Below are 26975 nucleotides of genomic sequence, written 5' to 3'. Positions count from 1 at the left end.
TAGCAACGCTTTACTTTAGAAGAATTATTTGCCTCGGCGCACTTTGTCCGCAACACTGTTGTAGAGGGTCTTGTTTGTCGAGAAACGTACGCCGTTTCTCCAGATCATTCTTATCCACAATTTGAATCAGGATACTTGGCATGAAACGCCACATTTGGTTTGCATTGGCCGTTATTGTTTCCAGCTGTTCGCTGCTCGGCACTGTCGCTGCGCAGTGTGAGGTGTGCTGTGAGCCGAGCTACACGCTGCAGTGTCAGACGGTTTACGAAGAAAAGCAAGTCACTGCCTACAAGCTTGAATCGGAAACTGTCTACGAAGAGCGGCAAGTCGTGCGCAAGATCCCCGTTTGGGATACCGAGCAGCGCGAGCATCGCTACACGGTCACACGCCCCGTGAATGAAACAAGCGTCCGCGAAGAGCGCTACATGGTTTCGCGGCCTGTCTACGAGACACAGATGCGGGATGCCAGCTACAACCAAGTCCGCAACGTTGTCGAGACTAGCCAGCGCGAAGAACATTTTACTGTCCAACGCCAAGTATGGGAGACCGCCGAACGGGAAGAACGCTATACGGTGATGCGTCCCGTGACGGAAACCGTGGAGCAGGAACGCCGCGTTACTGTCATGCGACCCGTAACACGTATGGAAACTCGTTTCGCCGATCAGGGCTGTTTTGTGAACCAAGTATCCACTGTGCCAGGTCAGCTCGTGCGACGAGGTCTTACCTGGATGCCCGCCACCCAGGTAATGAATCCGGTGACGGGTCAGATTCAGGTTCAACGACCAGGTCTTGTCTGGGCTAATATCCAGACTCCTCCCCAACAAGTTGTGACCCAAGCTTGGAAACCCAATGTGGTTGCCCAGCAGGTTGCCGTGACGAGCATGTGCCCCGAGGAAGTTATCGAACGAGTTCCCGTCCAGGTCTGCCGTCAAGTTCCTCAGGAAATGGTACGTAAGGTGCCCGTGCAGGTCTGCCGGACCGTCCAGGAAGAACAAGTCCGGATGGTGCCTGTGACGACTTGTCGCCAAGTGGTGGAGCGAGTCGAGAAGCAGGTGCCCGTGCAAGTCTGCAAGTATGTGCAGGAAGAGCGAGTCCGTCAGATTCCTGTGACTGTTTGTCGCTATGTGCAGGAAGAAAAGGTTGTCCCATACCAGGTGCGCGTTTGTCGGATGGTTGAAAAACAGGAAACCGTTCAAATCCCGCGCACGGTCTGCAAGAAGGTACCAGTGACCTACACGGTTCGCGTCCCACGTACGATCATGCTCAAGGTTCCCTGTGGCGGTACGATTGTTGAGCCAGTTGCGTCGACGCCGATTCCTGCCGAGCCCCTGGCTGAGGTGGCCACCCCTGCCGATTCCAACGAGCCGGCCGATGACTTGCAGTTGGTCGCAGCCATTAACGACTGAATCTATTCTTGTCGCCTTGTGCTCTGCAGAAGTTGCGCTACTTTCGCGGAGCGAAAGGCGACTATTTCCGGTGCGTTGACATCGGGACCAGACGAGCAGAAACTACAGGTCGCTTCAGCACCTCTGCCCCGTAGGTTTGCCCGTGATGGTTCGCACTCCCCACACCTCAGTCCTCGACGCCGAGACGCATCCTCCCAGTGTAGCCCGGTGGTACACACTGGCGATGCTCGCTGAGTTGGTACACGTTCCGGTAGCCACGATTCGGCGTTGGCAGCGGCGGGGAATTCTCAAGGAGTGCCACTCCGTACGGCGGCTTTCCTACTTCGACTTCACCGAGGTTACGACTGCTCGATTGCTGGCGGAACTCTTTCACGCCGGTTGCTCATTGAGTTCAATCGATCGCCAGCTCAGAGAACTCGAGCGCCATCTTCCGGAGGATGAGCGTCCGTTGGCTAATCCGGCACTGGTGGTGGTAGATCGCAAGTTGATTCTGCGACGAGGTGACGATCTGAGCGAACTCGGTGGGCAGTTGCTTATCGACTTCGATTCCATCGATGAAGTAAGTGAGCGGGATCCCGCTGATGAGCCGAGTGTGCTTGCCCTGGAACAACCTTCGGCGGAAGTTGCTGCTGGTACGATCCCTATTCGATCCGTCCCCTCCGAATTTCACCTGTCCGGCTTACAGCAGGAGGCTCTGACATGGGAGGAACAAGGAGAACTGGCGCGGGCTGCGGAAACGTACCGCATGATGCTGGTCGTAGATGGTCCCTCGGCAGATGTGAATTTCTCACTGGCCGATGTACTCTATCGCATGCGCGACTTGGCGGCAGCCCGGGAACGTTTCTACATGGCCGTGGAATTGGATGAAGAGTTTGTCGAAGCCCGCGCGATGTTAGGGTGTGTGCTTTCAGAGAATAACGAACTTGATCTGGCAGTCGCTGCATTTGAAGGGGCACTCAGTTTTCATGGCGACTATGCCGACGTGCATTATCATCTAGCGGGGGTTCTTGAGCAGCTCGCGAAACCCATTATTGCTGAGCAGCATTGGCGTCGATTCTTGGAACTCTCACCAGAAAGCCCTTGGGCCGAAACGGCACGTGTCCGGCTAGGCATCTCTGTAGTGGAATGACTCGACGCCCGGGGATTGCAATCCCTGGGTGTAGGGGTAAACGGTCATTCCCTGTACGTACCATTCTTGGTAAACTAGGGGATATCCTTCGCCGGTGAGTTCGTTGCCTGACGCCACCGGCACTAGATTGCAAGTACCGCATGCCAGAAATCCTTTTCCACTACGAGCGCGTCAATCCCACGAGTTGGGCTTATCTTTCGTCGCTCTTGATGTTGGCGCTCTATTTCAAGTTCAATCGCGTTTTCAGCGTGCGCAATTTCGACCTGTTCTTGTTGATCCTGTTTGCCCCTGGACTCTTGCTCGTGCAGTGGTCCTGGGAAAACGCAGGGGTTGCTGAGAACGCCTTGCAGATCGAGTATCTGGGATTTCTCTGGTTGTTGACCGTCGAACTCTTGTGGCTCACCAGGCTGCTCATGGATACCTGGATGGTCCGCCGACCCCTGCTGGAACCGAACCTCAATGCGGCGGGTCTGCTCTTCATGGGGAGTTCGCTCTTGTTCTTCTTGATGGCTAATGTCGTCACAGGCGAACCCAACATGGAAGATCTACTGCCGGCGCGGCAGGCAGAAGAAGTCCGCATCGAGGAAACAATCGGTGATGAGCAAGACAGTTTTGCTACCGATGGACCAGGCTTCTTTCTGCTCTATCGCATGCCGCGGATTTCCACGCAGACACTCATCGGTGCGGCTCCCCAGACCGAACGCCCGACGACCAAAGAGCTTGACCGCCGCGAACGGATCATCCAAGAGGCCACCGCTCGCGTGATGGCAATTCTATCGCATGTGCTGATCGTCGTGGGCCTGGTGCTCGTTGGCTATTTGCATTTCGACAACATCACGATGGGTATCTCGGCAGCGACCACCTATTTGTTGCTTCCTTACACAGCGTTGTGGACAGGTAGTGTCGAGCACGCCATGCCGGCTGCGCTGTTGGTTTGGGCAATCGTCCTTTATCGTCGACCGCTGCTGGCGGGAATGTTGATTGGTCTGGCATCGGGGACAATCTATTATCCGGCGTTTCTGATTCCACTGTGGTGCAGCTTTTATTGGGATCGGGGCATCAAGCGTTTTGCCACTGGTGTGGTATTGATGATTGGCATCCTGGTTCTGACGCTGGCATTCACAGCGACCGACACCCAGCGGTTTCTCGATCACCTGTTGCAGATGTTCGGCCTGCGATTGCCGACCACCGCGAACCTGCAAGGGATCTGGCAGTTTTGGAATCCCGTGTTTCGCTACCCAGTGCTCGCCGCGTTTGTGGCACTGTCGTTTAGTTTCACGATCTGGCCATTTCAAAAGAATTTGGCCACCCTGATCTCGTGCTCAGCAGCAATCATGGTCGCCGCCCAATTCTGGCATGCTTACGACGGGGGCGTGTTCATCGCCTGGTTCCTGCCACTGTTGTTGCTGACGATTTTCCGCCCAAATCTGGAAGATCGCACCGCGCTGATTAAGGTTAGCGAGGGTTGGTGGCAAGCGCGGCAACGGGCGAAAGGTGGGACTTAGAACAATGAGAATCGAAGGCGGACGATTCAAACGGACACGATTTATCCAGACCGATAAGTTAGTTGTGGCAGTCGAGGTCGAAATGGTTGTCCCTAATGAGGATACCAGCGAACCATGCTATGAGGCAGAAACGGTCTCATTCTTGAAAGAGGTCAAAGAGCGTGCGGAACGACAAGAATTGGATTGGTTGCTGAAGAATGGCAAAGTCTACGCCGCTGTGGGTGTAAACTAGCCACAGCAGATGGGCAAGCAGAACAATTCATTGATGCATGTTTACTGAGTTGATAGAAATCTCCGAAGAATCATTGACTGTCACTCTCGACGACGGTCGAGCACTTTCCGTGCCTCTAGCTTGGTATCCAAGGCTTCTCGCGGGCAGTCAACAGGAGCGGGAAAACTGCAAGTTGATCGGCGATGGCGAAGGAATTCACTGGCCGGCGCTCGATGAGGATATCAGCATCGAAGGGCTTCTGGCGGGCCGGCGCTCAGCAGAAAGCGATGCGTCGTTAGCCCGGTGGCTGGAGAAGAGGCAGACTCAATCTTGAGTTCGAAACACCTGAATATCATACCTGCTTCACATGGATCGCTTTTATTGATTCAACATATTCGGCGCCGAACACAGAGCAAAGGAGCCATGCAGCATGAAAGTAGCGTTAAGCAGGAAGGTTCAGGGATTGCATGACGGTATAACCAATACGGCCCCACAACCGAGGAATTCTCCGCAGAAGTGACATCAATCAGGGTGATTCCACCAGACCTGTAATCTCTATGAGGAGGAGAATTAACTGGCAAATTTACTGGCTCTGCACCATACTCCCCGAAGCTGAAAACTGACACCATTTTGGAGAACTCTGATGCGTTTTCGATTCCGTATTCTGCGACGTGTCCGATAGATTGTCGGAATCCTAACGCATCTAGAATATCAATGATGTGTACGTCAGAGTAATCCACACCATTTGAGACAACGCAGCATTGTGACTGTGGAGAATTATTCCGAGGCAATTCTCCCACAAGCTCTATCAACTCCCAAGCAAAAGCGCCCTCAACTCCGGGAAATTCTGGAGTGGATGCCCATGACACACCTGCCGAATCGGCTAGGCCTTCAAGATCTTCAACTGTGGCAAGAGTGAACCCATTTAGATATCCGCCCATTGAAAAGTGTTCCTCGACTTTTGTGAATGCCAAATCGAGTGTTTCAGTCAAATCAAGCCACTCGCGGTTGTTCACGTCGTCGTAGGTGAGCAGGCCGTCACCGGCAGTTAGAAAGTCTCGCTCATGAACAGCGCCATGAAGCAAGTTTGGCATCCCAAGTAGTCCAGAAAACAACAATAGACTACAAATTCGCATGAGATCCTTCTCCTCAAATAACAGCTAGACAGCTTGGCAAGAACGTATCATGAAGCTTGTCTCCTCCTGGTACAAGAGGAACTTATCGCCTAGCCAGCATTAGCTGCCTTCAACGCCGCCAGCACGTCGTCCACTCGCACATCCTTCACCAGTTCTACATGCCCCAACTTGGTGGGCAGCACAAAGCGCAGGCGACCTTCGTCGGCTTTTTTGTCGCGGCGCATGATGCGGACCAGTTCGTCGCCGTCGAACTCGGGCACCTCAGTTGGCAGATGAAGCGATTTGAGCAAGGCCGTCTGACGACGCAGAAAATCATCATCAATGCGATCCAGCTGGTGGGCCAGGCGGGCGGCGCATTCCATGCCAATGGCTACTGCTTCGCCATGCAAGAGCAGGCCATACTTGCTGGCGGCTTCGAAGGCGTGGGCAAAAGTGTGGCCGTAGTTGAGCACAGCTCGCAGCCCCGTGGTTTCACATTCGTCTTGCTCAACCACATCAGCCTTCAGGCGACAGCAGCGCTCGATCACATACGTGAGGACGGCGGGATCACGGGCGTTGATCGTGTCGACGTGTTGTTCGAGATACGCGAAGAACTCGGCATCGAGAATGACGCCGTACTTGACGACCTCCGCCAGTCCGGCCCAATATTCACGTTCGGGCAGGGTGGCGAGTACATCGACATCGATCAGTACACCGCGTGGTTGCCAGAAAGCGCCGACCATGTTCTTTGCGCCGGGAAGATTGACGCCGACTTTGCCACCTACCGAGCTATCCACCTGCGCCAGCAGCGTCGTGGGGACTTGGAAGAACTGCAAGCCGCGTGCAAATGCAGCGGCCGCGAAACCAGCCAGATCGCCGACGACGCCACCACCGATGGCCAGCACGATGCTCTGGCGGTCGGCACCCTCCTCGAGCATTGTCTCCCAGAGTTCATGAACATCCTCAACGCTCTTGGATTGCTCGCCAGCATCGACAACTAGCACGTGAACTTCCCACTCGTCACCTGCGAGCTGATCTCCTAACTTGTCGGCATACAAGGGATCGACCTGATCATCGGTGACAATCACCACGTGGGAACCCTGGCACCGATCGCGCATGAAAGAAGAAAGTTCGGCAAGATTGCCGCTGCCAATCTGGATGTCGTAGCTGCGGTCAGCAAGATTGACACGTGTGATCAGGGGGGACTCGGCCACAACATAAACCTCTTATTTGTTAAACGCAGAGCACGCGGAGGCGCAGAGATTTTGGGAGTAGTCGTTCAACGACAGTCCTCGGCGACCTCTGAGCTAAATCCTATCCCACCAACTCCGATGCCCGCTCGATGTCTTCGTCGGTTACGTGGATGATACGACAGAACCCTGAGTGGACTCGCACGTACTCTAGGTTGGCAATTTCTTCGGGATGGGCGTGCAGCGCAGACGCGATTTGGTACTGACGCTCGGGATCGAGCTCACAGTCTTCGGGCCAGATGGTGGAAGTTTCTACGACCAATGCTTCGCGATAGGGATCAAACTTGTCGGCCATGGACGATGGGTTTCCTTCTAGAAATTCGGACTCGTGTGCAAAAGTGCAGCACTCCTAGTATACTGACCCTTGCGGTGCGGGAAAGTCTCCTCGCTGGCGACCCAACTTGTGGCAGGAAATTGAGGATTTGTGAGCTTAGCGATGCCAACTGGAACCAAACTGGTCGCGGGACTCGCCGTTTTGGCCCTGACCTTGGGGGTCGTTTCGTGGTGGTACCGATTTGAATCGGCCCATCGCAGCACCGAATTCTGGGGGCCCACGGCAGCCGAATTGATTAACCAATCCTCGCATGTGACTGCATCGACGTTGGCCCCAGCGACCGAGGCAACGGCGGACGAAGAAGCTGAATTACTTGTCCTGGACGACGAACAATTCATCCCGATTCGAGTGCATGATGTGACGAAAGTCCCCGGTATGCTGCTTCTCAGAAAATCGCTGCTTACGGACAGAAACTACGCTTGGCACCGTGAAGTGAAGTCTCCCCACTGGCACTATTGTCTGTTGTTTGCCGAAGATGGCCAGGAATCTCGGCTGCTGTTTTCCAAGGATTTCACTGTGGTGGGGATATTGGAAAGCGCACGACTCCGTGCCGTCGATTGCCAACCTATGGCGGAAACATTGCGCCAATACTGCACCAGTGCCAAGCTGTTCGATGCTAGCAAAACCTCAGAATGACCTGTTTATGCAATTGCCGAGCAACTATACTCCGCGCCCATTTTGAGCATTTGTTCAACGAAAAAGGTGCGTGGCATGAGATCGATCGCGATCATCAATCAAAAGGGTGGAGTTGGCAAGACTACAACGGCGGTCAATCTGAGCGCTGCATTGGCTGACCGTGGGCTGCGCGTCGGACTCATCGATATGGATCCACAAGCCCATGCCTCCCTGCATCTGGGACTGGGTCACCAACCAGAGTGCAAAACGGTTTACGATTTGCTTACCAGCGATGTGGACCTCTCGGAAGTTTGGCAAGATGCGGGTCCGAATCTGCGCGTGGCACCATCACACATCGACTTGGCCGCCGCTGAAGTAGAACTAGCCGGCGTGGTTGGTCGCGAACTGATTTTACGAGATAAACTGGCTCAATCGAGTGAGGATTTTGATTTTGTGCTGATCGATTGCCCTCCTTCGTTGGGCATTCTCACAATCAATGCCCTTTCGGCAGTCGACGATGTGTTTCTCCCGCTACAACCACACTTCCTGGCACTGCACGGCCTGAGTAAATTGCTGCAAACGATCAATCTTGTCGCCCAGCGGCTCAACGATCGCCTGCGGCTGGCCGGGGTGCTTTTCTGCCTGTTCGATACCGGCACACGGCTCGCTACCGAAGTTTCTGCTGATGTCGAAGCGTTCTTTCAGGACGCCCGCAATAAACCGGGCATCTGGCAAGAAGTGCACTTGTTTGAGACGCGGATCCGCCGCAACATTCGCCTGGCTGAGGCTCCCAGCTTCGGGCAGTCGATCTTCCAGTACTCGCCCCAATCAGCGGGTGCGGAAGACTATCTGGCACTGGCAGATGAGATGCTAGCGGTTGCCGATGGCAAGCAAATTCAGCCAGAACCGCTGCGACAGGCTGCTTGAAGAAACTATGCAGATCGGGAACTCCTGCCCGATTCGTGGCTCAATAGTCTGCCTACCTCACCTTGGGCGACAACGCCCCCTTCTACGGTGCCAGCAAGTCCCTGATATCCTATTCCGGTCTGGCAAACTTTACCGACTTGGAAGACCGTGCGTGTTGAACTTTAACGATTGCAACGGTCGTATCTCTTGCACCTAAAAATTCTTTTGTGCAGCTGGTTACCTCCTGCAACTTGTCCACCTGTAACGGTCGATTGGGATTTAGGGCGGAAACTACACCCCGCCGATTGTCCTGCCTAGTTTGTTGAGCCGGTTCGCCACCGGTGACAAGCTTAATTTGAGCTCGACACGATCCCGAAAGGATTTGGGATTTGATAAATCGCAAAGGAGACCCGCGAAATGAAACTCTCGACTACCCATCTGCACAGACTGACCGTGTTGGCAGCAGTCTTGGCCGCACCGACTGGGACCGTGTTGGCCCAGCAGTATGCGGCGTATGGTTATACCTCACCACAAACGCAATCCTCGCAGCAACCCCAGCAGACGTACGCCCCGCAATACGTGGCGGCTTATCAGCCCAATGGGGTGAATATGCCTTCGTACAACAATCTGGAATCGGTCCCTCCCGGACCGATGCAGCAGGCTCCCCAGCCTGCAGCCCAGTCGGCGCCGATGCAACCCAGTTATCGAATGGCCAGTGCCGAACCTGTTCCCTCACCAAGTCCCAATAACTACGAGAGCTACTCGGCTGATTGCCCTACAGGAAACTGTGGGAACACCTACGACACCTTTAGCGGTGGTTGCCCACCGTATGTCAACGGTGGGAACGTTTGTTATGGAGTCTGCGATCCTTGCTGCCCTCGTCGTCATTGGTTCGGTGGCGTTTACGGACTGCTCATGGACCGTGTGGGTTGCGGGAGCACTCCGCTGGGATTCGTGACCACGACCCCCGGTGTAGGCTACTATCCGACCGATGATGAGGTTGTCCTGACCACTTCTGACATCGAGAACGATGTCATGGGTGGTGCAGAATTCCGCTTTGGTGCAACTTGTGCTTCTCATGGTGGCTGCGGTGGCTACGGCGGCTGTGGCACCTGCGGCGATAGCTGTGGTGGTTGTGGTCCCCTAGCTTGGGAAGCGGCTTACTGGGGTTTGGCTGAAGACACTCAAACTGCCACCATCGTAGACAACAACGGTGACGGCGAACGTACCTACGGTATGGTCGATTTCCGCGGTCTGGTTTACGACGGCCGCCCCGTGAATGATTACTTCGACTACGGTCCACCAACCACGGACAACTCAGTTGGCGGCGACGTCGAAATTCGTCAGCTACAAGCCAGGAATAGTTTCTCTGCTCAGAATCTGGAGTTGAATCTACTCCGCTTGCCTCTGCTTGGAGGTGGATTCGCAGGCTGCTGTGGTGGCGGGTCATGTGGTGTTGGTTCAAGTTGCGACAATTCCTGCGGCGGTGGAGCATGTGGCGGAGGCTGCTGTAAGCCTTGCTGTTGCCAATTAACGACCATGATCGGTGTCCGCTACATGCGTTTCGACGAAGATCTCTACCTTCGTAGTGACTTCGAGTGGATGAACTCCGGTAACTATGGCTACTTGGGCTACAACGTCGAGTCAGAAAACAACCTGGTTGGTTTCCAAATGGGAGCCAACGGTGCCTACTACATGTGTTGTGGCGGTCGGTTTGCCTTGCAGTGTGGCACGAATGCCGGCATCTACCTCAATCACATTGAAGTGGATCAATGGATGAATGGACTCGTTGGTAGTGGAGATATCACCGTGAATCCTACGGGTGATGTGTTCAATTCAAGCTCCAACGATGACCGAGTCGCCTTCTTGGGTGAATTCCGCCTCGGGGCCAGCTACCAATGCACCTGCAATTGCCGGTTCTATGCTGGATACCGTGCGTTGGGTGTCACCGGCGTTGCTCTGTCCGCCAATCAGATTCCTGGGGCTTTCACGAGCCTGGGCCAAATTGGCAACATCGACTGCAATGGCTCGATCTTCCTGCACGGCTTGCAGAGCGGTTTCGAGTTCTGCTACTAGGCGCATCAACCCTGGCCTGGCCAGGGAGTTGATAGTCTCCTGCGACTACCCGGTCGGCGCGTGGAACGCGTCGGCCGGGTTTTTTTCGTGGTCCGCAGGTTGGAGAGGACCTACGGCGAACCATAGTAGGAATGAACCGCCATGAGGAGTCTCCCCGTGGTTTTGTAGTGAACGCCGTTATCGATGGCGGTCATCGTCACGGGTCCCTCGAGGGTGGCTTCAATCGTACGGGCTGTGCCAATCTCGATCGCAACGCTGCCAGTCGTCTCGATATGCAGCGGAGACTCTGCACTTCCAGTGGTGAAGATCGTAGCACTAAATATCGCACAAGGTGTTTCGTCGACGTCCCGCAGGTCTTCAAGTTGCAACTCAAATTTCTCGACGCTTCCCATCTTGTCGAACCCCATCATCCCGGCCGCGATTTCTAGTGGAACGTCGAGTGTGTCTCCTACGCGGATCTCGCGACCAAGCAAGTACTCGGCGAGCGGATTGGGTTTGCCAAAGTTTTCCATACTTCCTACGACGATTTCAAATTCTTGCTTCGAAGGAATCGCCCCTGTGTCATCGGTGACTTGAAGTTGCTCCCCCACACGACTGATGAAATACGTCTTGCCCTCAACGACTTGGGCTATTTCGGTCGTGGGATCAGGGTTCCCTGGAGACATTTGCTTGGCCAGGGGATAGGAAACTCGCGCGCGACGTGCCTGACCGCCGGAAACTTCCATCACTTCAATTTGGCGCTGCTGGCGAGTTCGCATTGCCGTCGAACTGTCGTTTGCGACTTGGCCCGCTTGTTTGATCACTGTGCGAAGGTCAAGCTCCATGCCGACCCGCTGGGCTACTCGATCTCCTACTTGCGTGGGTTGCTGTGAGAATGTGACTACTTCCCCAGAAGAAAAAACCCGGCGTGATGCGGATGCATTGTGAGTGGCCTGCTGAACAACGGACTCAGCGGCAATGGTGGGTTGAGATAGATACCTTGCCAGGAAAAACAAAAGAAAGAACAGCGATTTTATGCGCATAGCATCTGTCCAAGCTAGACGTAAGTAGAGGGTTGTACGACTCGGGAGATTCGTGCAACTACAGTCTGAAGTCAACAGCGATTCGTCCGCTAGCACTTTGAACTCTCTCTAATAGCCGTCCCCGGAAGGGGAGGGTTCAACAAGACTCGACCATCCCCTTTCGGGGGTCGGGGACGACCCGGCTCGCCTACTGCGAAAGCAGCGCATCGAGCGCTCGCCAGGCGACCTGCCAAGAGGAGGTGCCTTGGTGGTAGGTTTCCCACCATCCGAGTAGCTTCTCAGCAAGATCGGCAGGAGCATCTTGTTCGAAGCACCAGCACTGCAAGGCTCGGGTGATCGTGGACGCATCGCATTTTGCCCATTCCACGCTTTCAGCCGCTGTGAGTACTGCGGGAATCGTTGCCATCTGTGCCAACAACGCCAATCGCTCGCCGGAGACGGCGTCAGCATAGATCGGCGCGTCGGCTTGGAGTTGGGCCAGCAGCCAACCCAGACGCAAAGCCTCCGGGAGATCTGCGTGGGGATTGGCGAGAAGGCCTTCCAAAACGACCCGATTCGCACGGAGATACGCTCGCCCATACCCGCCAACATAGGGAGCGACAAGCACGACCTCAGCGGTCTCGGCAACGAAGGAATCTTCGGTCAACTGAGCCAACATGTGCATCAAGCCGGGTCCACGGGCTTCCCATTGCTCGTGCAAAGGTCGAGCTCGCAGGGCCAGTTCGTCGACCAACTCCGGCCGCTCAGCCAGCGTGCGGGTTTCCAAGCCACTAATTGCCGCCGCTAGAACGCTGACTCGCTCTTCAGTCGCTGACTCTCGGCCATGCAAACGAGAAAGTGACACCTCGACCAGTTGGCGATTGTTTTCATAGTCCGCAGACTGACAGACGAGCATTTCGAGAACCGCAGCCACTTCCAGGCCGCATCCCTCGATGCTTTGAATAAGACAGTCACCCGGTTCGTGCAGAATCTCCGCAAATGAATTGTTGGCAGCTGGCAAACCCTCCACCGCGCACAACACCGCATGCAACGAACTGGCAGAGAGACTAGCCTTCCAACGAAGATTCATGGTACTCATGAGGACAATAGTGCGCGCAGTGCTGGCAGAACGTCAAGGGAGATATTAGCAATTGGCTGAGGAAGGAGCACAGCAAGCAAACTCACCAACCTACTCACTTACTAACTTACTCACCTCCTAACTCCCCCCTCCCATTTCGCCCTGGTAAGCATGGGAAGCGATTGCTATGATCCCCGCCCCGTTGCCGACCAGACCTCGCGTCGGTGCTTCGATAGCAGAACTCTGCGGTACCTCGTTCCGCACCAAAAAGAGATATTTCCTATGCCCTTGTCGAAGAGAGTGTTGACCCTCGCTTTAATAACCTGCTTGGTTCCCGTGGCTAGTGGGGTTGCCCAGACACAACTGCCCGATCCCACGGCAACGAGCCCCCAACAGCTTCCCGCCGAACAATCGGCGTCGTTAGGGGACCTGCAACAACCAAGTCAAATCCAACCCGTTTTGCAGCAGAATCAATCGGCTGGCGCTCCCCTTGCGCAAGTGGCCTCGGTCCCCAGCCAGCAGCAACCTACTTCCCCCACCGAACAGCAGGGGTTTGGTCCTCCGTTCCAACTCGACGCAGTCGAGCAGCAGTTCGTCGATCAGATTTTGCAGATGTGGGAAAATGCCGGGGCAGATATCAAGACTTATGATTGCCACTTCGAGCGCTGGGAATACGACCCCGTGTTTGGTCCCCCCAACGACCCGGCAATCAAGTGCACCGGCCAACTCACCTACGCCAAGCCGGACAAGGGGAGTTTCAAGATCAACGATATCCGACGCTTCGTGCAGAAAGATCCCGAGAAGCCGGGCGAATATGTCCTGCAGAAAGACGAAGTGGGTGAACACTGGGTCTGCGATGGCAAGGCGATCTACGAATACAAGCACGAAAAGAAGCAACTTGTGGTGCAAGCGCTCCCCGAAGATATGCGCGGAAAATCAATCGTCGATGGACCGCTCCCCTTCTTGTTTGGTGCCGAGGCCGCCAAGCTGAAGGCCCGCTACTGGATTCGGAGTCGGCAGGGCAACGCTTCACAAATCTGGCTCGAAGCCTACCCTCGCACGCAAGCCGATGCCGCCAACTACCACCATGTCGACGTGATGCTCGAGCGCAAAACAATGATGCCCGAAGCAATTCAGATTCACATGCCCAATGGCCGCAATCGGGCCGTTTACATGTTTGAAAAGCCCTCGGTGAACGGCGCACTGAATCAACTGTTCGGCGCCTTGTTCAATTCACCACGGACCCCGCTGGGTTGGACGCGGGTCGTCGAAGAACTACCGACCGCTCCTCAAGCGGCTCAGCCTGCGGACACGCAGTTGAAGTAGCCAGGCATCAGCCCAGTATGTCGCGATACACTTCCGCGACATTGCGCGCCATCGTCCGGGCTGAGAAATTAGCCCCGTGCTGACTCCGAGCCTGCTCACTGAGCGAACCATAGTCGTAGTAACTATCTTCTCGGATGATCTCACCCACGGCGGCGGCAAGTGCTTCAGCACTGCCGGGCTCAACTAATAACCCATCCACTCCCTCGCGCACCGCGACAGGAATTCCTTCCACCGCACTCGCCACCACAGGCAACCCCGCTGCCATCGCCTCCAGCACCACCATCGGCAGCCCTTCACCAAATAGGCTCGGCAGCACGAAGAGATCGACCTTACGCAGTTCCGCATGGATGTCGCTCACAAAGCCAGTCCAAGTGATCTGGTCCGCAATCCCCAGTTTCTCAACAAGTCCCATGACCTCGGACTCGTAGGCAGTAGTTTCAAAAGGCCCGATCGCTCGTAGATGCACATCGTGACCTTTGCCTCGCAGCAACGCTAGCGATTCGAGCAACACCTCGATTCCCTTGCGTGGCCGGAAGAGAGCCGCCATGCCGAGTGTCCAACGGCCCGTGGGTCGAACACGGGATATGAATTCTACACCCGGTACCCCATTGGCGACGTAGGCGACTCGTGCTGGAGAGAATCCATGGGCAACCATCAACTCTTGCAGGCTTGGTGATACGGTGATTAAGCGTGTGGCCCGCCTGAGCAGCCACCGCTCCAAGCGCTCGTTGACCAGGTTTTGCAGCCACCGCGTGGAATCCCTGCCCGTGGGGCTGTGAACATGATAAACAAGTGGCACGTCCGCCAGCCGGGCGGCAATCGCCCCAGCCATCAGCGAGCGGGGCGTATGGGCGTGAACCAGGGCAAAATCTTCCTGACGAATTAGCTCGGCCAGCTTGCGACCACATTGCCAATCGAACCGACTCCGCATCGGAGTGCGATAGAGCTGCACCGATTGCGACACGCGCGCCTCAGGAAACCGATCCGGCTTCACACAGGCAAACGTCACATCAAACCCAAACTGCGGCAACTCCTGGGCAAGCAGATCTTGCACGCGTTCCGCACCGGAATAATGTTCGCCATTGATGACATGCAGGATTCGCTGCGTTGAGATCGCAGATGCGAGCGGCTCAGTGGGTGCAAAGAGGGCTTCCGTCATACGGAAAGTGTAGGTCACCCGGCGCGAGGTACGATTGTATCAATCATGCGGAAGCGTTACCTGCAATTCGAATGAGCGTAATCGCTAGTTATCGGACATTTTTCTAGCGGCGGTCGACAAAGCCGCAGAACATAGGGGGCACGCTAAACTGCTCAGGAGGATGAAGCCGACACAGGTTGCGTGACGTTCAACGTGTACCTATAAGTAGGAATTGAGATATATTTGACTCAGCAGTAAGCCTGAAGTCGGTTTAAGTTCAACAAGAACTAAGCAACATTATGCCTGAGAAACTTCCCAGCGACATTACCCAGCGAGTCATTGACGATTTTGGCCATGAACACGCCACTAGGATTCTGCAACACTTGCTGGATAAAATTCCTGACGGGTTAGCGAACGGCACGCGTCATCGACATCTTCGCTGTATTCTTTACCTGTCGGAAGGCGACGAGGTTCGCTTAGATGAGTACATTGAGATGTGCCTGCAGGACACGAGAGACGTGATGCTAAATGCTGAATACGAAGGCAAAGGGCTTGTTCGAAAGAGAGATTTTGACAGGCCTTTTGGCAGGGCCAACCTCGAATGAACCGTGCTCACGGTGCTGTCACATCGCCTAATGGACGAAACTTTCCTTAACGCTACGAGGCGTCGGAGTGAAACTCCGAGGCAGTTTGTGGAGCTAGCCGTAACCATCATACCCGTGCCAAACCTCGGAACTTAGCCGAGGCTGCCGATAGTAGCGGCGTGATGGGGGCCGAAGTTTGCGGTTAGTAAGGTGTTCGGTGACTCCACTCCACAGAAATAAGGTGTGAAACACACCAATGAGTGCGGCAGACTTCCTAGGAAAACGCCAACGCTCAGGGGTTGCAACCCCTGAGCGTTGAAGGAGAGTCTGACTTGTGCAAGAAGCTTTACGCCGGTTGCAGTTCGGCTTTACGTTCGGCGATGATGTCCGTCTGGATATTGCCAGGAACGGGAGCGTACTTGCACAGTTCCATCGTGAACGTGCCTTGACCCTGCGTCTGACTCCGCAGTTCGGTCGAGTACCCGAAGGTTTCCGCCAGAGGCACTTCGGCGATGATCTTGCAGATGCCATTCTGGGTGTCGGTCGAGACCACCATGCCACGCTTGCTGGAAATCTGACCTACCACGGGCCCTTGGAATGTTTCAGGGCATTCGATTTCGGTGAGCATGATCGGCTCAAGGAGCACAGGCTTCATTCGTGAGAAATTCTCGCGGAAGCATTCCTGGGCGGTGAGCATGAAGGCCATGTCGGAAGAGTCGACATCGTGGTAGGAACCTTCAACCAACTCAACTTTGATCCCCACAACCGGATAGCCAGCCAGTGGGCCCTTCTCGGTCATGTTGCGGAAGCCTTTTTCGATGGCCGGAATGAAGTTCTTGGGAATCTTGCCGCCGGTGACTTTGTCGATGAAGAGGAACTCTCCTCCTTCGGCTTCTTCGCGATCTTCGTCGGTCATTGGGCTGATCGTACCAACAATGTGACCATACTGACCGGAACCGCCCGTCTGCTTCTTGCGTTTGTGATCGTAGGCAAACGGAACCGTGCCGCTCTCGCGGTAGCTCACCTTGGGGGCACCCACTTCAACATCCACGCCATATTCGCGGCGAATACGTTCGACGTAGATTTCCAAGTGCAACTCGCCCATGCCTGCGATACACGTCTCGCCGGTTTCTTCGTCCGTGGCAACCTGGAAGGTTGGATCTTCCTTACGGAAGCGCTGAAGGGCTTTGCCCAGCTTGTCGGCATTGTCGCGCGAGAGGGGATTGATCGACATCTTGATCACCGGTGCTGCGACAAACATGCTTTCCAACGTGCAGTAGTTCGGCTGCGCACAGTAGGTATCACCACTAGCGCAGTCGATACCCATGATCGCCACGATGTCACCTGCCTCGGCCTTGTCGACTTCTTCGCGCTTGTCGCTGTGCATCTTCACAATGCGGCTGAAGCGTTCTTTTCTGCCAGTACGTTGGTTGTAGTACTGCTCGCCTTTGACCACGGTCCCTTGATAAACGCGGGTGTAGGTTAGCTGACCATATTCGTCGTCGACGATCTTGAACGCCATGCCGACAAAAGGATCTTTGGCGTCGCTGGTGAGAGGGATTTTCTTCCCCTCTTCCGAAGGGTCGAGAGCCACAAACTGGCGATCTAATGGACAGGGGAGATAGCGATTGATGGCGTCCAGAAGCGGCTGGACGGACTTGTTCTTGAATGCCGAACCCATATAAACGGGCGTAAAACCTTGATTGATCGTAGCATCGCGGATGATCTTGTGAATGAGTTCCGCGGGAACCTCTTCCTCGGAGAGCAACAGTTCCATCAATTCGTCGCTATACATCGAAAGCGATTCGAGCAGATGATGTCGGCCCTCATCGGCCGCCGCCTGCAATTCGGCAGGGATCGGTTCTTCGCGAATGATTTCGCCATGGACGCCGTCATTGTAAATCGCCGTCATCGTAATGAAGTCGACAATGCCCTTGAAATTGTCTTCCTTGCCAATCGGCAACTGCATGGCTACCGCGTCTGCACCCAACTTATCGCGAACTTGCTTGACAACCGAATCAGGATTGGCACCCGTGCGGTCCATCTTATTGATGAAGGCAAGGCGCGGCACGTTGTAACGCTTCATCTGACGATCAACGGTCATCGATTGCGACTGAACACCACCTACCGAACAAAGCACCAAGACGGCACCGTCGAGGACGCGCAAGCTGCGCTCCACTTCGACAGTAAAGTCGACGTGGCCCGGGGTGTCGATCAGATTGATATCGACCCCTTTCCATTTGACCGAGGTGGCAGCACTGGTGATCGTGATGCCGCGCTCTTTTTCGAGCTCCATGTGATCCATGGTTGCGCCATCGCCACCTCCGCGCACGTCCTCAATCTTGTGAATGCGACCAGCATAAAAGAGGATGCGCTCACTGAGGGTGGTTTTACCCGAATCGATGTGCGCCGATATACCGATGTTTCGTACGTTGCGAAGGTCCATAATTAAGCCTCAACCAAACAATCAACAATCCCATGAATTAATAAATCAAACACCAATACCACGTAGACCAAACCACGAGGAGGTGTCGCAGAGGAACTCCCGAAAGGCGACAGCCCTCCAGGCTAATACTCAGAATTCCAACAAGGGCAACTTAGAGTCACCCTGTCGCTAGGCGGGGTAGACTGCTATTCTGACTCGTTAGAACTCGATTAGCTAGTGCAAATGCGGTTTTTCCCGTGCATTAATCTCTTGCCACTGCTGGACACTTGTTCGGTCCAGCACCGCACAAGATTAGGCATCGGCGGCACTTGCGCGAATACCGATTTTCGTCTGACCCAAGCTTCCTAGCCCCTCCAGGCTCTGGAGTACACTGTTCGGCCCACTAGCTACGTCCTTAGAAAACTGATTGCTATAGCGTTAAGTGCTTTGTTTGTAGTGAGATACGCAACGAAGCTCGATCCAATGTGAGTTCAAGGAATGCTGGCATGTCTGCACCAAATGAAGATTCTGTGAACCAGACGGCAACGCCGCTCCCTGCGGGCTGGCTCTCTCGCTGGCCGGCGGTTACGTTTCTCCTGCCGTTTGCTGTATTCATGCTGGTGGGAAGCCTGGAGCCGACTCCTCCGAAATCTTCCCAGAGTGACAATCTAGGGGAGGCTGTCCTTGAGACCGAGTCCCTGGATGAAGTCATCGATTCGCCTGCAATCGACGATTTCTCGCCCGAAGAGGGGGGCCTGCTTCCCAAGATTCCCTATGCATACTATCCCTGGGTCTACACACTGAAAATTGTGCTGACCTTGGTTGCGATGGCACTCGTTTGGCCCGGCTATCGCACGTTTCCTTTTCGGGTGAGCTGGCTGAGCGTCGCCGTAGGGGTAGTGGGAGTCGTTCTGTGGGTCGCGCTCTGCCATCTCAGGCTGGAACCAAGAATCATCGGCCCAGTGGACCGCTTCCTGGGGAGTTTTATTCCAGGTCGTGAACCGGGGGAAATTCCTACGATCCACCTCCTGGATCTCCTGGGAACTGGCGAGCGAAGTGCGTACGATCCACTCACTCAGATGGCGGGCCAACCCGTCGCGGCTTGGGCCTTTCTAATCGTTCGCTTTATCGGTCTGGCCTTGATCGTGCCGATCATCGAGGAGTTTTTTCTCCGCGGATTCCTGATGCGATTCGTCATGCATCAACAGTGGTGGAAGGTGCCATTTGGCGAAGCCGATGCCACCGCCTTGCTGGTTGGTACGCTGGTCCCCATGATGATGCATATGGGGGAACTGTTTGCCGCGGCGGTATGGTTCAGTATGATTACCTGGCTAATGCTCCGCACCCGCAACATCTGGGACTGCGTGGTCGCCCATGGAGTGACAAACCTGTTGCTGGGGATTTACGTCGTGCTATTCGACCAATGGCAGTTGATGTAGAGGGGGAGTGAGTAAGTGAGTAAGTGAGTAAGTGAGTAAGTGAGTGGGTTTCTAGCACTACCTACTCACCTACTCACCTACTCACCTTTCACTTACTCACTCCCCTACTCACCCAAACGGCTCAACTCAATTCGACTGCCTCGAAGTTTTCAGTAACATTAAATATCACAAAACACCATGCCCAACTCAATCACCCCCGACTCGTCGCTCATTCCGCCGCGGTTTCTGTTTCGCTTCGCTGTCGAGATCCATCGCTGCGAACCCCTATGGAGTGCTGCAGGAGTTTCGTTGGACGAGAAATATGCGCTCCCCATGCTTGCGGAACTTGATGGCCAGCGCCAACTGGCCGAGGTGCGGATGGGATGGAGCTCGCAGGGTTTAGCCTGGTGGGTTCGTGTCGAAGGAAAGAGCCAACTCCCCTGGTGCCGGGATTCGCGCCTCGAAGACAGCGATGGGCTGCAGGTGTGGGTCGATACCCGTGCGACGACCAATGTGCATCGAGCCAGCCGTTATTGCCATCGCTATACCTTCCTGCCACGCGGAGGGGGGCACACGGCCGAAGAACCGGTGGCAGATCAGTTGCTGATCAATCGAGCTCGCGAAAATGCCCGCCCGATTCGCCCCCGCGAGCTGCAGGTGAAAGCGAAGGTAACCAAATCAGGCTACGAGCTGTCAGCCTTTGCACCGGTGGTGGCCCTCTATGGCTTTGACCCCGTCGGTTCGCCCCGGTTGGGATTTACGTACGCTCTCTTGGATCGCGAACAGGGTCTGCAAACCTTCTCAAGCGGTCCCGAGTTTCCTTATGAAGAAGACCCCAGCTGCTGGGCTGAAGCGATATTGGTGGAGTGATACTCTCCCTCAGCCGGACGGCCACGCCGTCCGGGATTGATCCCGGAGGACGTGGTCCTCCGGCCAAGAAGATCACTTGCCACAATAGTCAATAATTCGAGCGATCTCACTCTTGAGATCCGACCGCTCGACGATCCGGTCGATGTACCCATGTTCGAGTAGGAACTCGCTGGTCTGAAATCCCTTGGGGAGTTCAATGCGAATCGTGGCTTTAATGGTTCGCGGCCCCGCGAAGCCAATCAGCGCTTTCGGCTCAGCGAAGATGATATCGCCTAGCGATGCAAAACTCGCCGCCACGCCACCCATCGTGGGGTTCGTGAGCACAGAGATAAAGAGCCCTTGGGCTTCGTCATAGCGGGCCAGTGCGGCAGAGACTTTTGCCATCTGCATGAGCGAATAAATCCCCTCGTGCATCCGCGCCCCACCCCCCGATCCGCTGATAATAATCAACGGAAGGCGTTCCGCCGTTGCACGTTCCACGAGTCGCGTGAGTTTCTCTCCCACGACCGATCCCATGCTTCCCATGATGAACGCCGAGTCGGTGACGCCAAACGCCACTCGTCGTGCCCGGACCATCCCGGTGCCGGTGAGGGCAGCATCGCGGAGGCCGGTGCGCTTTTGTTCTGCAACAATTCGGTCGCTGTATTTTTTCTTGTCTTCAAAGCCGAGCGGATCGGTGGGGCTGAGATCGGCATCCCATTCCTCGAAAGTGCCGGCATCGAGAACGGCTTCGATGCGACCCCGCGCACTCAGATACATGTGGAAACCACACTCCGGGCAAACGTTCATCAGCCGTTCACACTCTTTGCGGAAGATCATCGCTCCGCAATCTTCGCAACTGAGCCACAGTCCACTGGGGACTCCGCGCTTCTCCCGAGCCGGCTTCGCCTGTTCTTTCGCCATTTTTGTTTCGCCGGTTGCCATGCTGGCAGGTTCTCGGTCGATACCAGAGGGGTTTGCTATTCTTTTCCGATAGTCAGACTAGTATACCAAGGGTGACATTTGCTAACCATGCCGAGGCCTGAATGTCCAATGCCCAATGACCAATAAATTCGAGTTTCCTGCCTCCCCAACTTTGTGCATTCCTATGAGGACGCCGAGGTGTCGGTTGGCCTGCTCCGAAGGTGCTTACTCTGCGCTCGGCGTACTGCCTGCGATTGCCAGGGGCTGGGGTGCGGGGATCAACTCCCAGGCTGGGCGAGACTGGCAACAGGACTGCCAAAGATTGCCAAAGTCGGCGTCCCGCAACACGTGAACAAGTATGCTTGCCAGCGGCTCTGGAACCACAAATGCGACGGTCCCCTCCTTGTGTTTCTTGCTCAGTTTGGCGACTACGTCCTGCAATCTTTCCTGAGCTGCTTGCAGGGTTTCTCCCTCAGGGGGGCAGACCGTCTCGGGATTCTCCAACCATTTGCGATACACCTTCGGCTGGTTGCTCTTTACGTCGGCGATGAGCATTCCCTGCCACAAACCCAGATCAAGATTCCTAAGGTTTTTGTTCGATTTCACTTTCTGATTCAGAAAATCCGCAACCAACTCGGCCGTCTGCTGCGTCGCCACGCCGGGACCCGCAAAGATCGCTTCCACAGGGATCTGACTCAGCTCTCCTGCAAGTCCAGCCACCTTCTGGCGCCCTTCATCACTTAAGGGGAGATCGATGGTCCCTTGGATTCGACCTTGTGTGTCGTAATCCGTCTGTCCAGTTCGTATGAGTAAGATGTTTAGCATAGTTCTTTGGTAGTTTACCGTGTGGTAGTTCTTGGTTGGTTTTACCGTTTGACTGTGTATGTTAGCGATTCACTTGGGCCAATCGCTGCAGTTCAACGAGACTTGCTGCGTAATCGGGTGTGCGGAAAATGGCCGAGCCTGTGACAAACATCTCAGCCCCGGCTTCAGCACACGCGGCGATCGTTTCAGCACTCACTCCACCATCGACTTCAACAAGCACCTCGGGGGGGAGCATCGCGCGCAATTCACGCACTTTGCTCAGAACGCTTTCATCAAATTTCTGCCCGCCGTATCCCGGCATCACTGTCATGGCCAGCACATAGTCGCAGGCTTCGAGATAGGGTTCAACAGCCGAAACTGGCGTGGGGGGATTCAGAACTAGCCCGGCCGCGGAACCGAGGGACCGAATCTGTTCGAGCAAGGGCCGCGGATCTTCGACCGCCTCAATGTGAATCGAGATGAGCCCTGCACCCGACTCGACAAACTGTGGAATGTACTTTTCGGGATTCGTGATCATCAGGTGCACGTCCAACGGCAACTCGGTGACACGTCGCACCGCTTCGATGATCGTGAACCCATAGGTGATGTTGGGGACGAAATGCCCGTCCATGATGTCCAAATGCAGAGCCCGCGCCCCAGCCTCTTCGACCGCCCTGACCTCTCGCTCTAAATTGCCAAAATCGCAAAGCAGCATCGACGGCAAGATCACCGGACGCGTGGCGCGCAACTGGGCAAACGTTAATCCGTTACTCATAGGGCTTAGCAATAGATTGAGTCGGCAGGATCAGGCTACGTACAAATCAAAAAGTAATTCGTTTTTGGCCGACAATAGGCGGGGATCTTCAACAGGGGGCAGATTCTAGCAATCTCCCCGGACAATCTCTACGGGGACTTACGTCGGGGAAATGGCATTATTTACGTTACTTATTTGTGTGTAACACTTTACGACGAATCTCTTCCTGCAAGAAATCCGGCCGTAGGGGGCCATTGCCGGACTAATTGTCGTCCAGATCCTCACTCTGTGGTAGTTCCGCTGGTGATTTGATATTCAGCAAATGGTTGAAGCGATCTGTCGTGCGATAGACGCGCCCGTTGGCATTTTCTGTAGGGCGATCCAATTGCAACAGCCCTCGGCGAATCAACTGATTCAGTAGCGCTGTGCTCCGCGAGCCGCGCACTTTCGCTACGTCTTCGGCACTCACCGGCTGACGGTAGGCCACAATCGAAAGCACTTCGATGGCATGCGGTGACAGTCGCACTTGGCGAGTATTGCCGCTGAGGCGTTGCCGCACTGCTTCCTGTTCAGCACTAAGCTGCATGCGATAGCCGGCACCTTCGCTCACGATCCGATAGCAGCAGTTGGTCTCGGCGTAGACTTCATTGAGTTCTTCGATCAGTGAATCGACTTCCTGCGGGGAGACATCGCGGATATGTGCTGCCATGGAACGATTGCTCAAGGGGCGCCCATCTTCTTGGCCCACGAACAGCATCCCTTCGACAATCATCCGGGGGGACAGAACTTGCTTCTCACATGCGTCATCGGACTGCCCTTGCTGAACCTCATCGAGCGACTGGGCCAACTCACGATTGGTGGCTTCTGGATCCGCTGGCTCGCCGGAGTCCGAAGCAGTCAAACGAGCAAAGGCAGCCGACAGGCGCTGGAGCGAGAATCTGCTCGCAGCATCCTCAGGCGCAGCCACTTTGTCTGCAGAGTTCTTTCCAGAATCAGTCTGCGGGGATTTGGACATCGCTGAGAATAATAGTACTCATCGTGTGCGAGCAGCAAGGGCGGTATTGATCTCGATGCTAGCATTCGAGTCTGGGCTCGACACGTGGAAAGTGCCTGAGCTAAAAATCGGTGAATTTCAATCAATTTCCCTCTCAATTTTTCAGAGTCTATGAATCTTCACTTACTCGCCCAAGCTGCCTCCACGGCCGCCAGTGAATCAGCCACGAAACTCAATGCCACAGAGATAGCACTCAAGCAGTTTTGGCAGAAGTTCTGGACAATGAACTGGAAGACGATCGAAGGAAGTGAGTGGCTCTTCGCGGCCCAGTACTACGGCTTTCGGGCGATGCTCGTCGTGGTGCTGATGATCCTGGCCTGGACTCTGTCCGGCTGGCTCTCCAGCGGGGTGCGTCGCGGCCTCACACGTATCCGATTTGACGAGACGCTTACAAAATTCCTGGCTAAATTGGTCCGCTGGGCCGCCCTGCTGCTCACAGCCCTGACTTGCCTGAGTTTCTTCGGCGTGGAGACCACCAGCTTTGCTGCCTTGATCGGTGCTGCGGGCTTGGCCGTCGGTTTAGCGTTTCAGGGGACGCTTTCCAACTTTGCCGCAGGGGCGATGCTGCTGATTTTTCGTCCCTACAAAGTCGGCGATACGGTGAACATTGCCAACCACTTGGGCAAAGTGAACGAGATCGCGCTATTCACTACCGAGATCGATACCTTCGACGGGCGGCGGATCATTATTCCCAATAGCTCGATCTATGGTGCGGTGATCGAAAATATCACCTACCACCGCTCCCGCCGCGTCGATATCGCGGTAGGAACCGACTACTCTGCCGACATCGACGAGACCCGCCAAGCCTTGGAACGCGCCATGGCCATCGTCCCGCATGCACTTCAGGATCCGGAGCCGGCCGCAGTGCTCTTAGAACTGGGTGCTTCGAGCGTCAATTGGTCGGTGCGGGTGTGGGTCAATCGCGACGACTTCGGGGACGCCAAACAGGCCCTCATCCGGGCGGTAAAAATGGAACTCGACCGCTCTCAAATCGGCATTCCCTTCCCGCAGATGGATGTGCATCTCCAACCAACCAGTGGTGACGAAAAGGCGGCCTAACTTGCCGCTGAGCCCTTTGGGCGTTAGCCTAAAGCTTGCCTGTTAAGAAAACCTTAGCCGGAGGTACACATACCTCCGGGGAATCTCCCGGATCGCGTGGCGGACCGGCTAGGGGCCACCTCAAGCGGGGAATATCTCAATGGACGTTCACAACCTGGAATCCGTCCCGGCTTTTACTACCAAGGATGGTTCGGAGATCCGCGAATTGCTAGCCCATCGCAATTCGTGCATCACAAACCAGAGCCTGGCCGAAGCACGGCTGCCAGTTGGCGAACGTACGGACCCGCACTATCATCCGCTCTGCGAGGAAATATACTATTTACTCGAAGGATCGGGCAGAATGCAGATAGAGGACGACGTGCAAGACGTTTCTCCAGGCGACGCCATCGCCATCCCGCCAGGAGCACGCCATCAAATCACGAACACCGGCAGCGAGACACTTAGGTTCCTCTGTTGTTGCGCCCCCGCCTACGAGCACGAAGACACCATCCTGGTCGACGACTGGCCGGCGTAGAAGATGGAACATATGCCGGAAGCTGACGCATCCGGCTCGCCAATATCAAACCACAGACAACCAACAACGGACAACTGACGATGCCACAATTCCGCACCGAACGCGATACGATGGGCGAGATGCAAGTTCCCGCCGATGCCCTGTATGGAGCTTCCACCGCCCGCGCGGTTGATAATTTCCCGATCTCCTTCGAACCAGTTCCCGCCGCGATGATCCATGCTTTTGGGCATCTCAAAGCGGCATGCGCTGAAGCGAATCGCCAGCTCGGCAAGCTCGACGGCAAACGGGCCGACGCGATCATCGCTGCCGCCAATGAAGTTGCCGAAGGGAAGCACGACCAGCAGTTCCCCGTCGATATCTATCAGACCGGATCCGGCACTTCGACCAACATGAACGCCAACGAAGTGATCGCCAATCTGGCAAACGAAAAGCTGGGTTTCGGGGTCGGCGCCAAGGGGACCGAAGGGGCCGTGCATCCCAACGACCATGTCAACATGGGTCAATCCTCGAACGACACGTTTCCTACTGCGATGCACATCGCCGCGGCCAAGGTGATCAAGGAGAATTTGATCCCCAACTTGGAGCGGCTCCAACAGGCGCTCGCCGAGAAAGCGACCGCCTGGGACAAGATCGTCAAGATTGGCCGAACTCACTTAATGGATGCCACCCCGATCCGCGTGGGCCAGGTCTTCGGGGGCTATGCTGCCCAGGCTGAATACGCGGTGGTACGGGCAAAGCAGGCTCTTAATTTACGCACAAATCTGGAAATTGGCGGCACCGCCGTCGGCACGGGCATCAACACACATCCACAGTTCGCTGCCAAGGTGTGCGCAGCCCTTTCAAAGCAACTCGGCATCGAGTTCGAAGAAGCAGCCAACCACCCCGAGGCCCAAGCCGCCAAGGATGCCTTCGTGAGCGCCCACGGCGAACTGAAAACGATAGCCGTCTCGCTAACCAAGATCGCCAACGACATCCGCCTCTTGGGTTCCGGCCCGCGCTGCAGTATTTTTGAGTTGTCGCTGCCCGCCACGCAGCCCGGCTCCTCGATCATGCCCGGCAAAGTAAACCCGGTCATTTGCGAGTCGGTCATGCAGGTAGCCTGCCGGGTGATCGGCAACGATGCAACCGTCACCACCGCTGGCTTGGGTGGCGTGGGTTCACTGTTTGAGCTCAATGTCGCCATGCCGGTGATGATCGACGCGTTCCTGGAATCGATCAAGCTCTTGGCCAACTCGGCCGGAGTGTTCGTTGATAAGCTCGTGAAAGATCTGGAAGTCAACGAGGAACGTTGCCGCGAGTTAATTGACCAATCACTGATGATGGTCACTTCGCTAGCACCCGTGGTGGGTTACGAGCAAGCAGCCACCCTGGCCAAAGACGCCTTCAAGCAGGGCACCACGATCCGCCAATTATGCCTCGACCGCAAGATCTTGCCCGAGGCAGAACTCGACAAGGCGCTCGACCCGGATAGCATGACTCGCCCGCAGGCGTAAGAGCCTT

The 26975-nt window shown here is 55.4% G+C and carries 26 protein-coding genes; 15 read left to right on the top strand and 11 right to left on the bottom strand.

What is annotated here, in order from left to right; all coding sequences use genetic code 11:
* Positions 1-140 precede the first annotated feature (140 nt).
* The 5 genes from Pr1d_RS02600 to Pr1d_RS02580 all read left to right on the top strand — a co-directional run bounded on the left by Pr1d_RS02600 (position 141) and on the right by Pr1d_RS02580 (position 4585).
* Positions 141-1406, top strand: a complete 1266-nt coding sequence (locus Pr1d_RS02600; protein ID WP_148072066.1) for a hypothetical protein — start codon at positions 141-143, stop codon at positions 1404-1406.
* A gap of 145 nt (positions 1407-1551) precedes the next feature.
* Complete coding sequence (locus Pr1d_RS02595; RefSeq protein ID WP_148072065.1) at positions 1552-2535, top strand: helix-turn-helix domain-containing protein; 984 nt, start codon at positions 1552-1554, stop codon at positions 2533-2535.
* A gap of 140 nt (positions 2536-2675) precedes the next feature.
* The gene (locus Pr1d_RS02590; protein ID WP_148072064.1) at positions 2676-4040 is read left to right on the top strand and encodes a hypothetical protein; all 1365 of its coding nucleotides are present in this window, start codon (positions 2676-2678) and stop codon (positions 4038-4040) included.
* A gap of 4 nt (positions 4041-4044) precedes the next feature.
* The gene (locus Pr1d_RS02585; protein ID WP_148072063.1) at positions 4045-4272 is read left to right on the top strand and encodes a hypothetical protein; all 228 of its coding nucleotides are present in this window, start codon (positions 4045-4047) and stop codon (positions 4270-4272) included.
* A gap of 37 nt (positions 4273-4309) precedes the next feature.
* Positions 4310-4585, top strand: coding sequence for a DUF2442 domain-containing protein (locus tag Pr1d_RS02580; RefSeq protein WP_148072062.1), 276 nt, complete (start codon positions 4310-4312; stop codon positions 4583-4585).
* Positions 4586-4637: 52 nt separating this feature from the next.
* Here the strand turns inward: Pr1d_RS02580 and Pr1d_RS02575 are convergent, their stop codons facing one another.
* The 3 genes from Pr1d_RS02575 to Pr1d_RS02565 all read right to left on the bottom strand — a co-directional run bounded on the left by Pr1d_RS02575 (position 4638) and on the right by Pr1d_RS02565 (position 6911).
* Complete coding sequence (locus Pr1d_RS02575; RefSeq protein WP_148072061.1) at positions 4638-5387, bottom strand: hypothetical protein; 750 nt, start codon at positions 5385-5387, stop codon at positions 4638-4640.
* A gap of 89 nt (positions 5388-5476) precedes the next feature.
* On the bottom strand, positions 5477-6580 hold the full coding sequence (gene aroB / locus Pr1d_RS02570) for a 3-dehydroquinate synthase (RefSeq protein WP_210417865.1): 1104 nt from the start codon (positions 6578-6580) through the stop codon (positions 5477-5479).
* Positions 6581-6680: 100 nt separating this feature from the next.
* Entirely contained in the window at positions 6681-6911 is a 231-nt protein-coding gene (locus Pr1d_RS02565; RefSeq protein ID WP_148072060.1) for a hypothetical protein, read from the bottom strand.
* 141 nt (positions 6912-7052) lie between these two features.
* Here Pr1d_RS02565 and Pr1d_RS02560 point away from each other — a divergent pair, with 141 nt between their 5' ends.
* From Pr1d_RS02560 to Pr1d_RS02550, 3 genes are all read left to right on the top strand, one after another.
* Positions 7053-7586: a hypothetical protein gene (locus Pr1d_RS02560; protein WP_148072059.1), complete on the top strand. Its 534-nt coding sequence runs from the start codon at positions 7053-7055 to the stop codon at positions 7584-7586.
* A 75-nt stretch (positions 7587-7661) separates the two neighbouring features.
* Positions 7662-8492: a ParA family protein gene (locus Pr1d_RS02555; RefSeq protein WP_148072058.1), complete on the top strand. Its 831-nt coding sequence runs from the start codon at positions 7662-7664 to the stop codon at positions 8490-8492.
* 396 nt (positions 8493-8888) lie between these two features.
* Positions 8889-10547: a hypothetical protein gene (locus Pr1d_RS02550; protein WP_148072057.1), complete on the top strand. Its 1659-nt coding sequence runs from the start codon at positions 8889-8891 to the stop codon at positions 10545-10547.
* Positions 10548-10657: 110 nt separating this feature from the next.
* Here the strand turns inward: Pr1d_RS02550 and Pr1d_RS02545 are convergent, their stop codons facing one another.
* Both Pr1d_RS02545 and Pr1d_RS02540 read right to left on the bottom strand, forming a co-directional pair.
* Positions 10658-11569 (bottom strand): hypothetical protein, encoded by a 912-nt coding sequence (locus tag Pr1d_RS02545; protein ID WP_148072056.1) that lies wholly within the window; start codon positions 11567-11569, stop codon positions 10658-10660.
* 187 nt (positions 11570-11756) lie between these two features.
* Positions 11757-12647, bottom strand: coding sequence for a hypothetical protein (locus Pr1d_RS02540; RefSeq protein WP_210417864.1), 891 nt, complete (start codon positions 12645-12647; stop codon positions 11757-11759).
* A 261-nt stretch (positions 12648-12908) separates the two neighbouring features.
* Here Pr1d_RS02540 and Pr1d_RS02535 point away from each other — a divergent pair, with 261 nt between their 5' ends.
* On the top strand, positions 12909-13952 hold the full coding sequence (locus Pr1d_RS02535; protein WP_168205022.1) for a TIGR03009 domain-containing protein: 1044 nt from the start codon (positions 12909-12911) through the stop codon (positions 13950-13952).
* 7 nt (positions 13953-13959) lie between these two features.
* On the opposite strand, the gene Pr1d_RS02530 is transcribed toward Pr1d_RS02535, so the two are convergent.
* Complete coding sequence (locus Pr1d_RS02530) at positions 13960-15111, bottom strand: glycosyltransferase (RefSeq protein WP_148072053.1); 1152 nt, start codon at positions 15109-15111, stop codon at positions 13960-13962.
* 278 nt (positions 15112-15389) lie between these two features.
* Between Pr1d_RS02530 and Pr1d_RS02525 the strand changes: the two genes are divergently transcribed.
* Positions 15390-15695, top strand: coding sequence for a hypothetical protein (locus Pr1d_RS02525; RefSeq protein WP_148072052.1), 306 nt, complete (start codon positions 15390-15392; stop codon positions 15693-15695).
* Between the two features lie 325 nt (positions 15696-16020).
* Here Pr1d_RS02525 and fusA read toward each other — a convergent pair whose 3' ends face one another.
* Positions 16021-18120, bottom strand: coding sequence for an elongation factor G (gene fusA, locus Pr1d_RS02520; RefSeq protein ID WP_148072051.1), 2100 nt, complete (start codon positions 18118-18120; stop codon positions 16021-16023).
* A 485-nt stretch (positions 18121-18605) separates the two neighbouring features.
* Here fusA and Pr1d_RS02515 point away from each other — a divergent pair, with 485 nt between their 5' ends.
* Both Pr1d_RS02515 and Pr1d_RS02510 read left to right on the top strand, forming a co-directional pair.
* Positions 18606-19538, top strand: coding sequence for a CAAX prenyl protease-related protein (locus Pr1d_RS02515; RefSeq protein WP_148072050.1), 933 nt, complete (start codon positions 18606-18608; stop codon positions 19536-19538).
* A 177-nt stretch (positions 19539-19715) separates the two neighbouring features.
* Complete coding sequence (locus tag Pr1d_RS02510) at positions 19716-20387, top strand: DOMON domain-containing protein (RefSeq protein WP_148072049.1); 672 nt, start codon at positions 19716-19718, stop codon at positions 20385-20387.
* Positions 20388-20459: 72 nt separating this feature from the next.
* Here the strand turns inward: Pr1d_RS02510 and accD are convergent, their stop codons facing one another.
* The 4 genes from accD to scpB all read right to left on the bottom strand — a co-directional run bounded on the left by accD (position 20460) and on the right by scpB (position 23863).
* Complete coding sequence (accD, locus tag Pr1d_RS02505) at positions 20460-21311, bottom strand: acetyl-CoA carboxylase, carboxyltransferase subunit beta (RefSeq protein ID WP_148072048.1); 852 nt, start codon at positions 21309-21311, stop codon at positions 20460-20462.
* Positions 21312-21515: 204 nt separating this feature from the next.
* Positions 21516-22115: a histidine phosphatase family protein gene (locus tag Pr1d_RS02500; RefSeq protein WP_148072047.1), complete on the bottom strand. Its 600-nt coding sequence runs from the start codon at positions 22113-22115 to the stop codon at positions 21516-21518.
* Between the two features lie 61 nt (positions 22116-22176).
* Positions 22177-22869, bottom strand: a complete 693-nt coding sequence (gene rpe / locus Pr1d_RS02495; protein WP_148072046.1) for a ribulose-phosphate 3-epimerase — start codon at positions 22867-22869, stop codon at positions 22177-22179.
* Positions 22870-23110: 241 nt separating this feature from the next.
* The gene (gene scpB, locus Pr1d_RS02490; protein ID WP_148072045.1) at positions 23111-23863 is read right to left on the bottom strand and encodes an SMC-Scp complex subunit ScpB; all 753 of its coding nucleotides are present in this window, start codon (positions 23861-23863) and stop codon (positions 23111-23113) included.
* A 150-nt stretch (positions 23864-24013) separates the two neighbouring features.
* Between scpB and Pr1d_RS02485 the strand changes: the two genes are divergently transcribed.
* The 3 genes from Pr1d_RS02485 to Pr1d_RS02475 all read left to right on the top strand — a co-directional run bounded on the left by Pr1d_RS02485 (position 24014) and on the right by Pr1d_RS02475 (position 26968).
* Positions 24014-24961, top strand: coding sequence for a mechanosensitive ion channel family protein (locus tag Pr1d_RS02485; protein WP_148072044.1), 948 nt, complete (start codon positions 24014-24016; stop codon positions 24959-24961).
* 139 nt (positions 24962-25100) lie between these two features.
* Positions 25101-25475, top strand: coding sequence for a cupin domain-containing protein (locus tag Pr1d_RS02480; RefSeq protein ID WP_148072043.1), 375 nt, complete (start codon positions 25101-25103; stop codon positions 25473-25475).
* Between the two features lie 80 nt (positions 25476-25555).
* Complete coding sequence (locus tag Pr1d_RS02475) at positions 25556-26968, top strand: class II fumarate hydratase (RefSeq protein ID WP_148072042.1); 1413 nt, start codon at positions 25556-25558, stop codon at positions 26966-26968.
* Positions 26969-26975 lie beyond the last annotated feature (7 nt).

It is taken from the genome of Bythopirellula goksoeyrii, assembly GCF_008065115.1.
In the GTDB taxonomy this organism is placed as follows: Bacteria; Planctomycetota; Planctomycetia; order Pirellulales; family Lacipirellulaceae; genus Bythopirellula; species Bythopirellula goksoeyrii.
The sequence above is the reverse complement of the archived record's forward strand: the minus strand, read 5'-3'. Positions and strand labels throughout refer to the sequence as shown.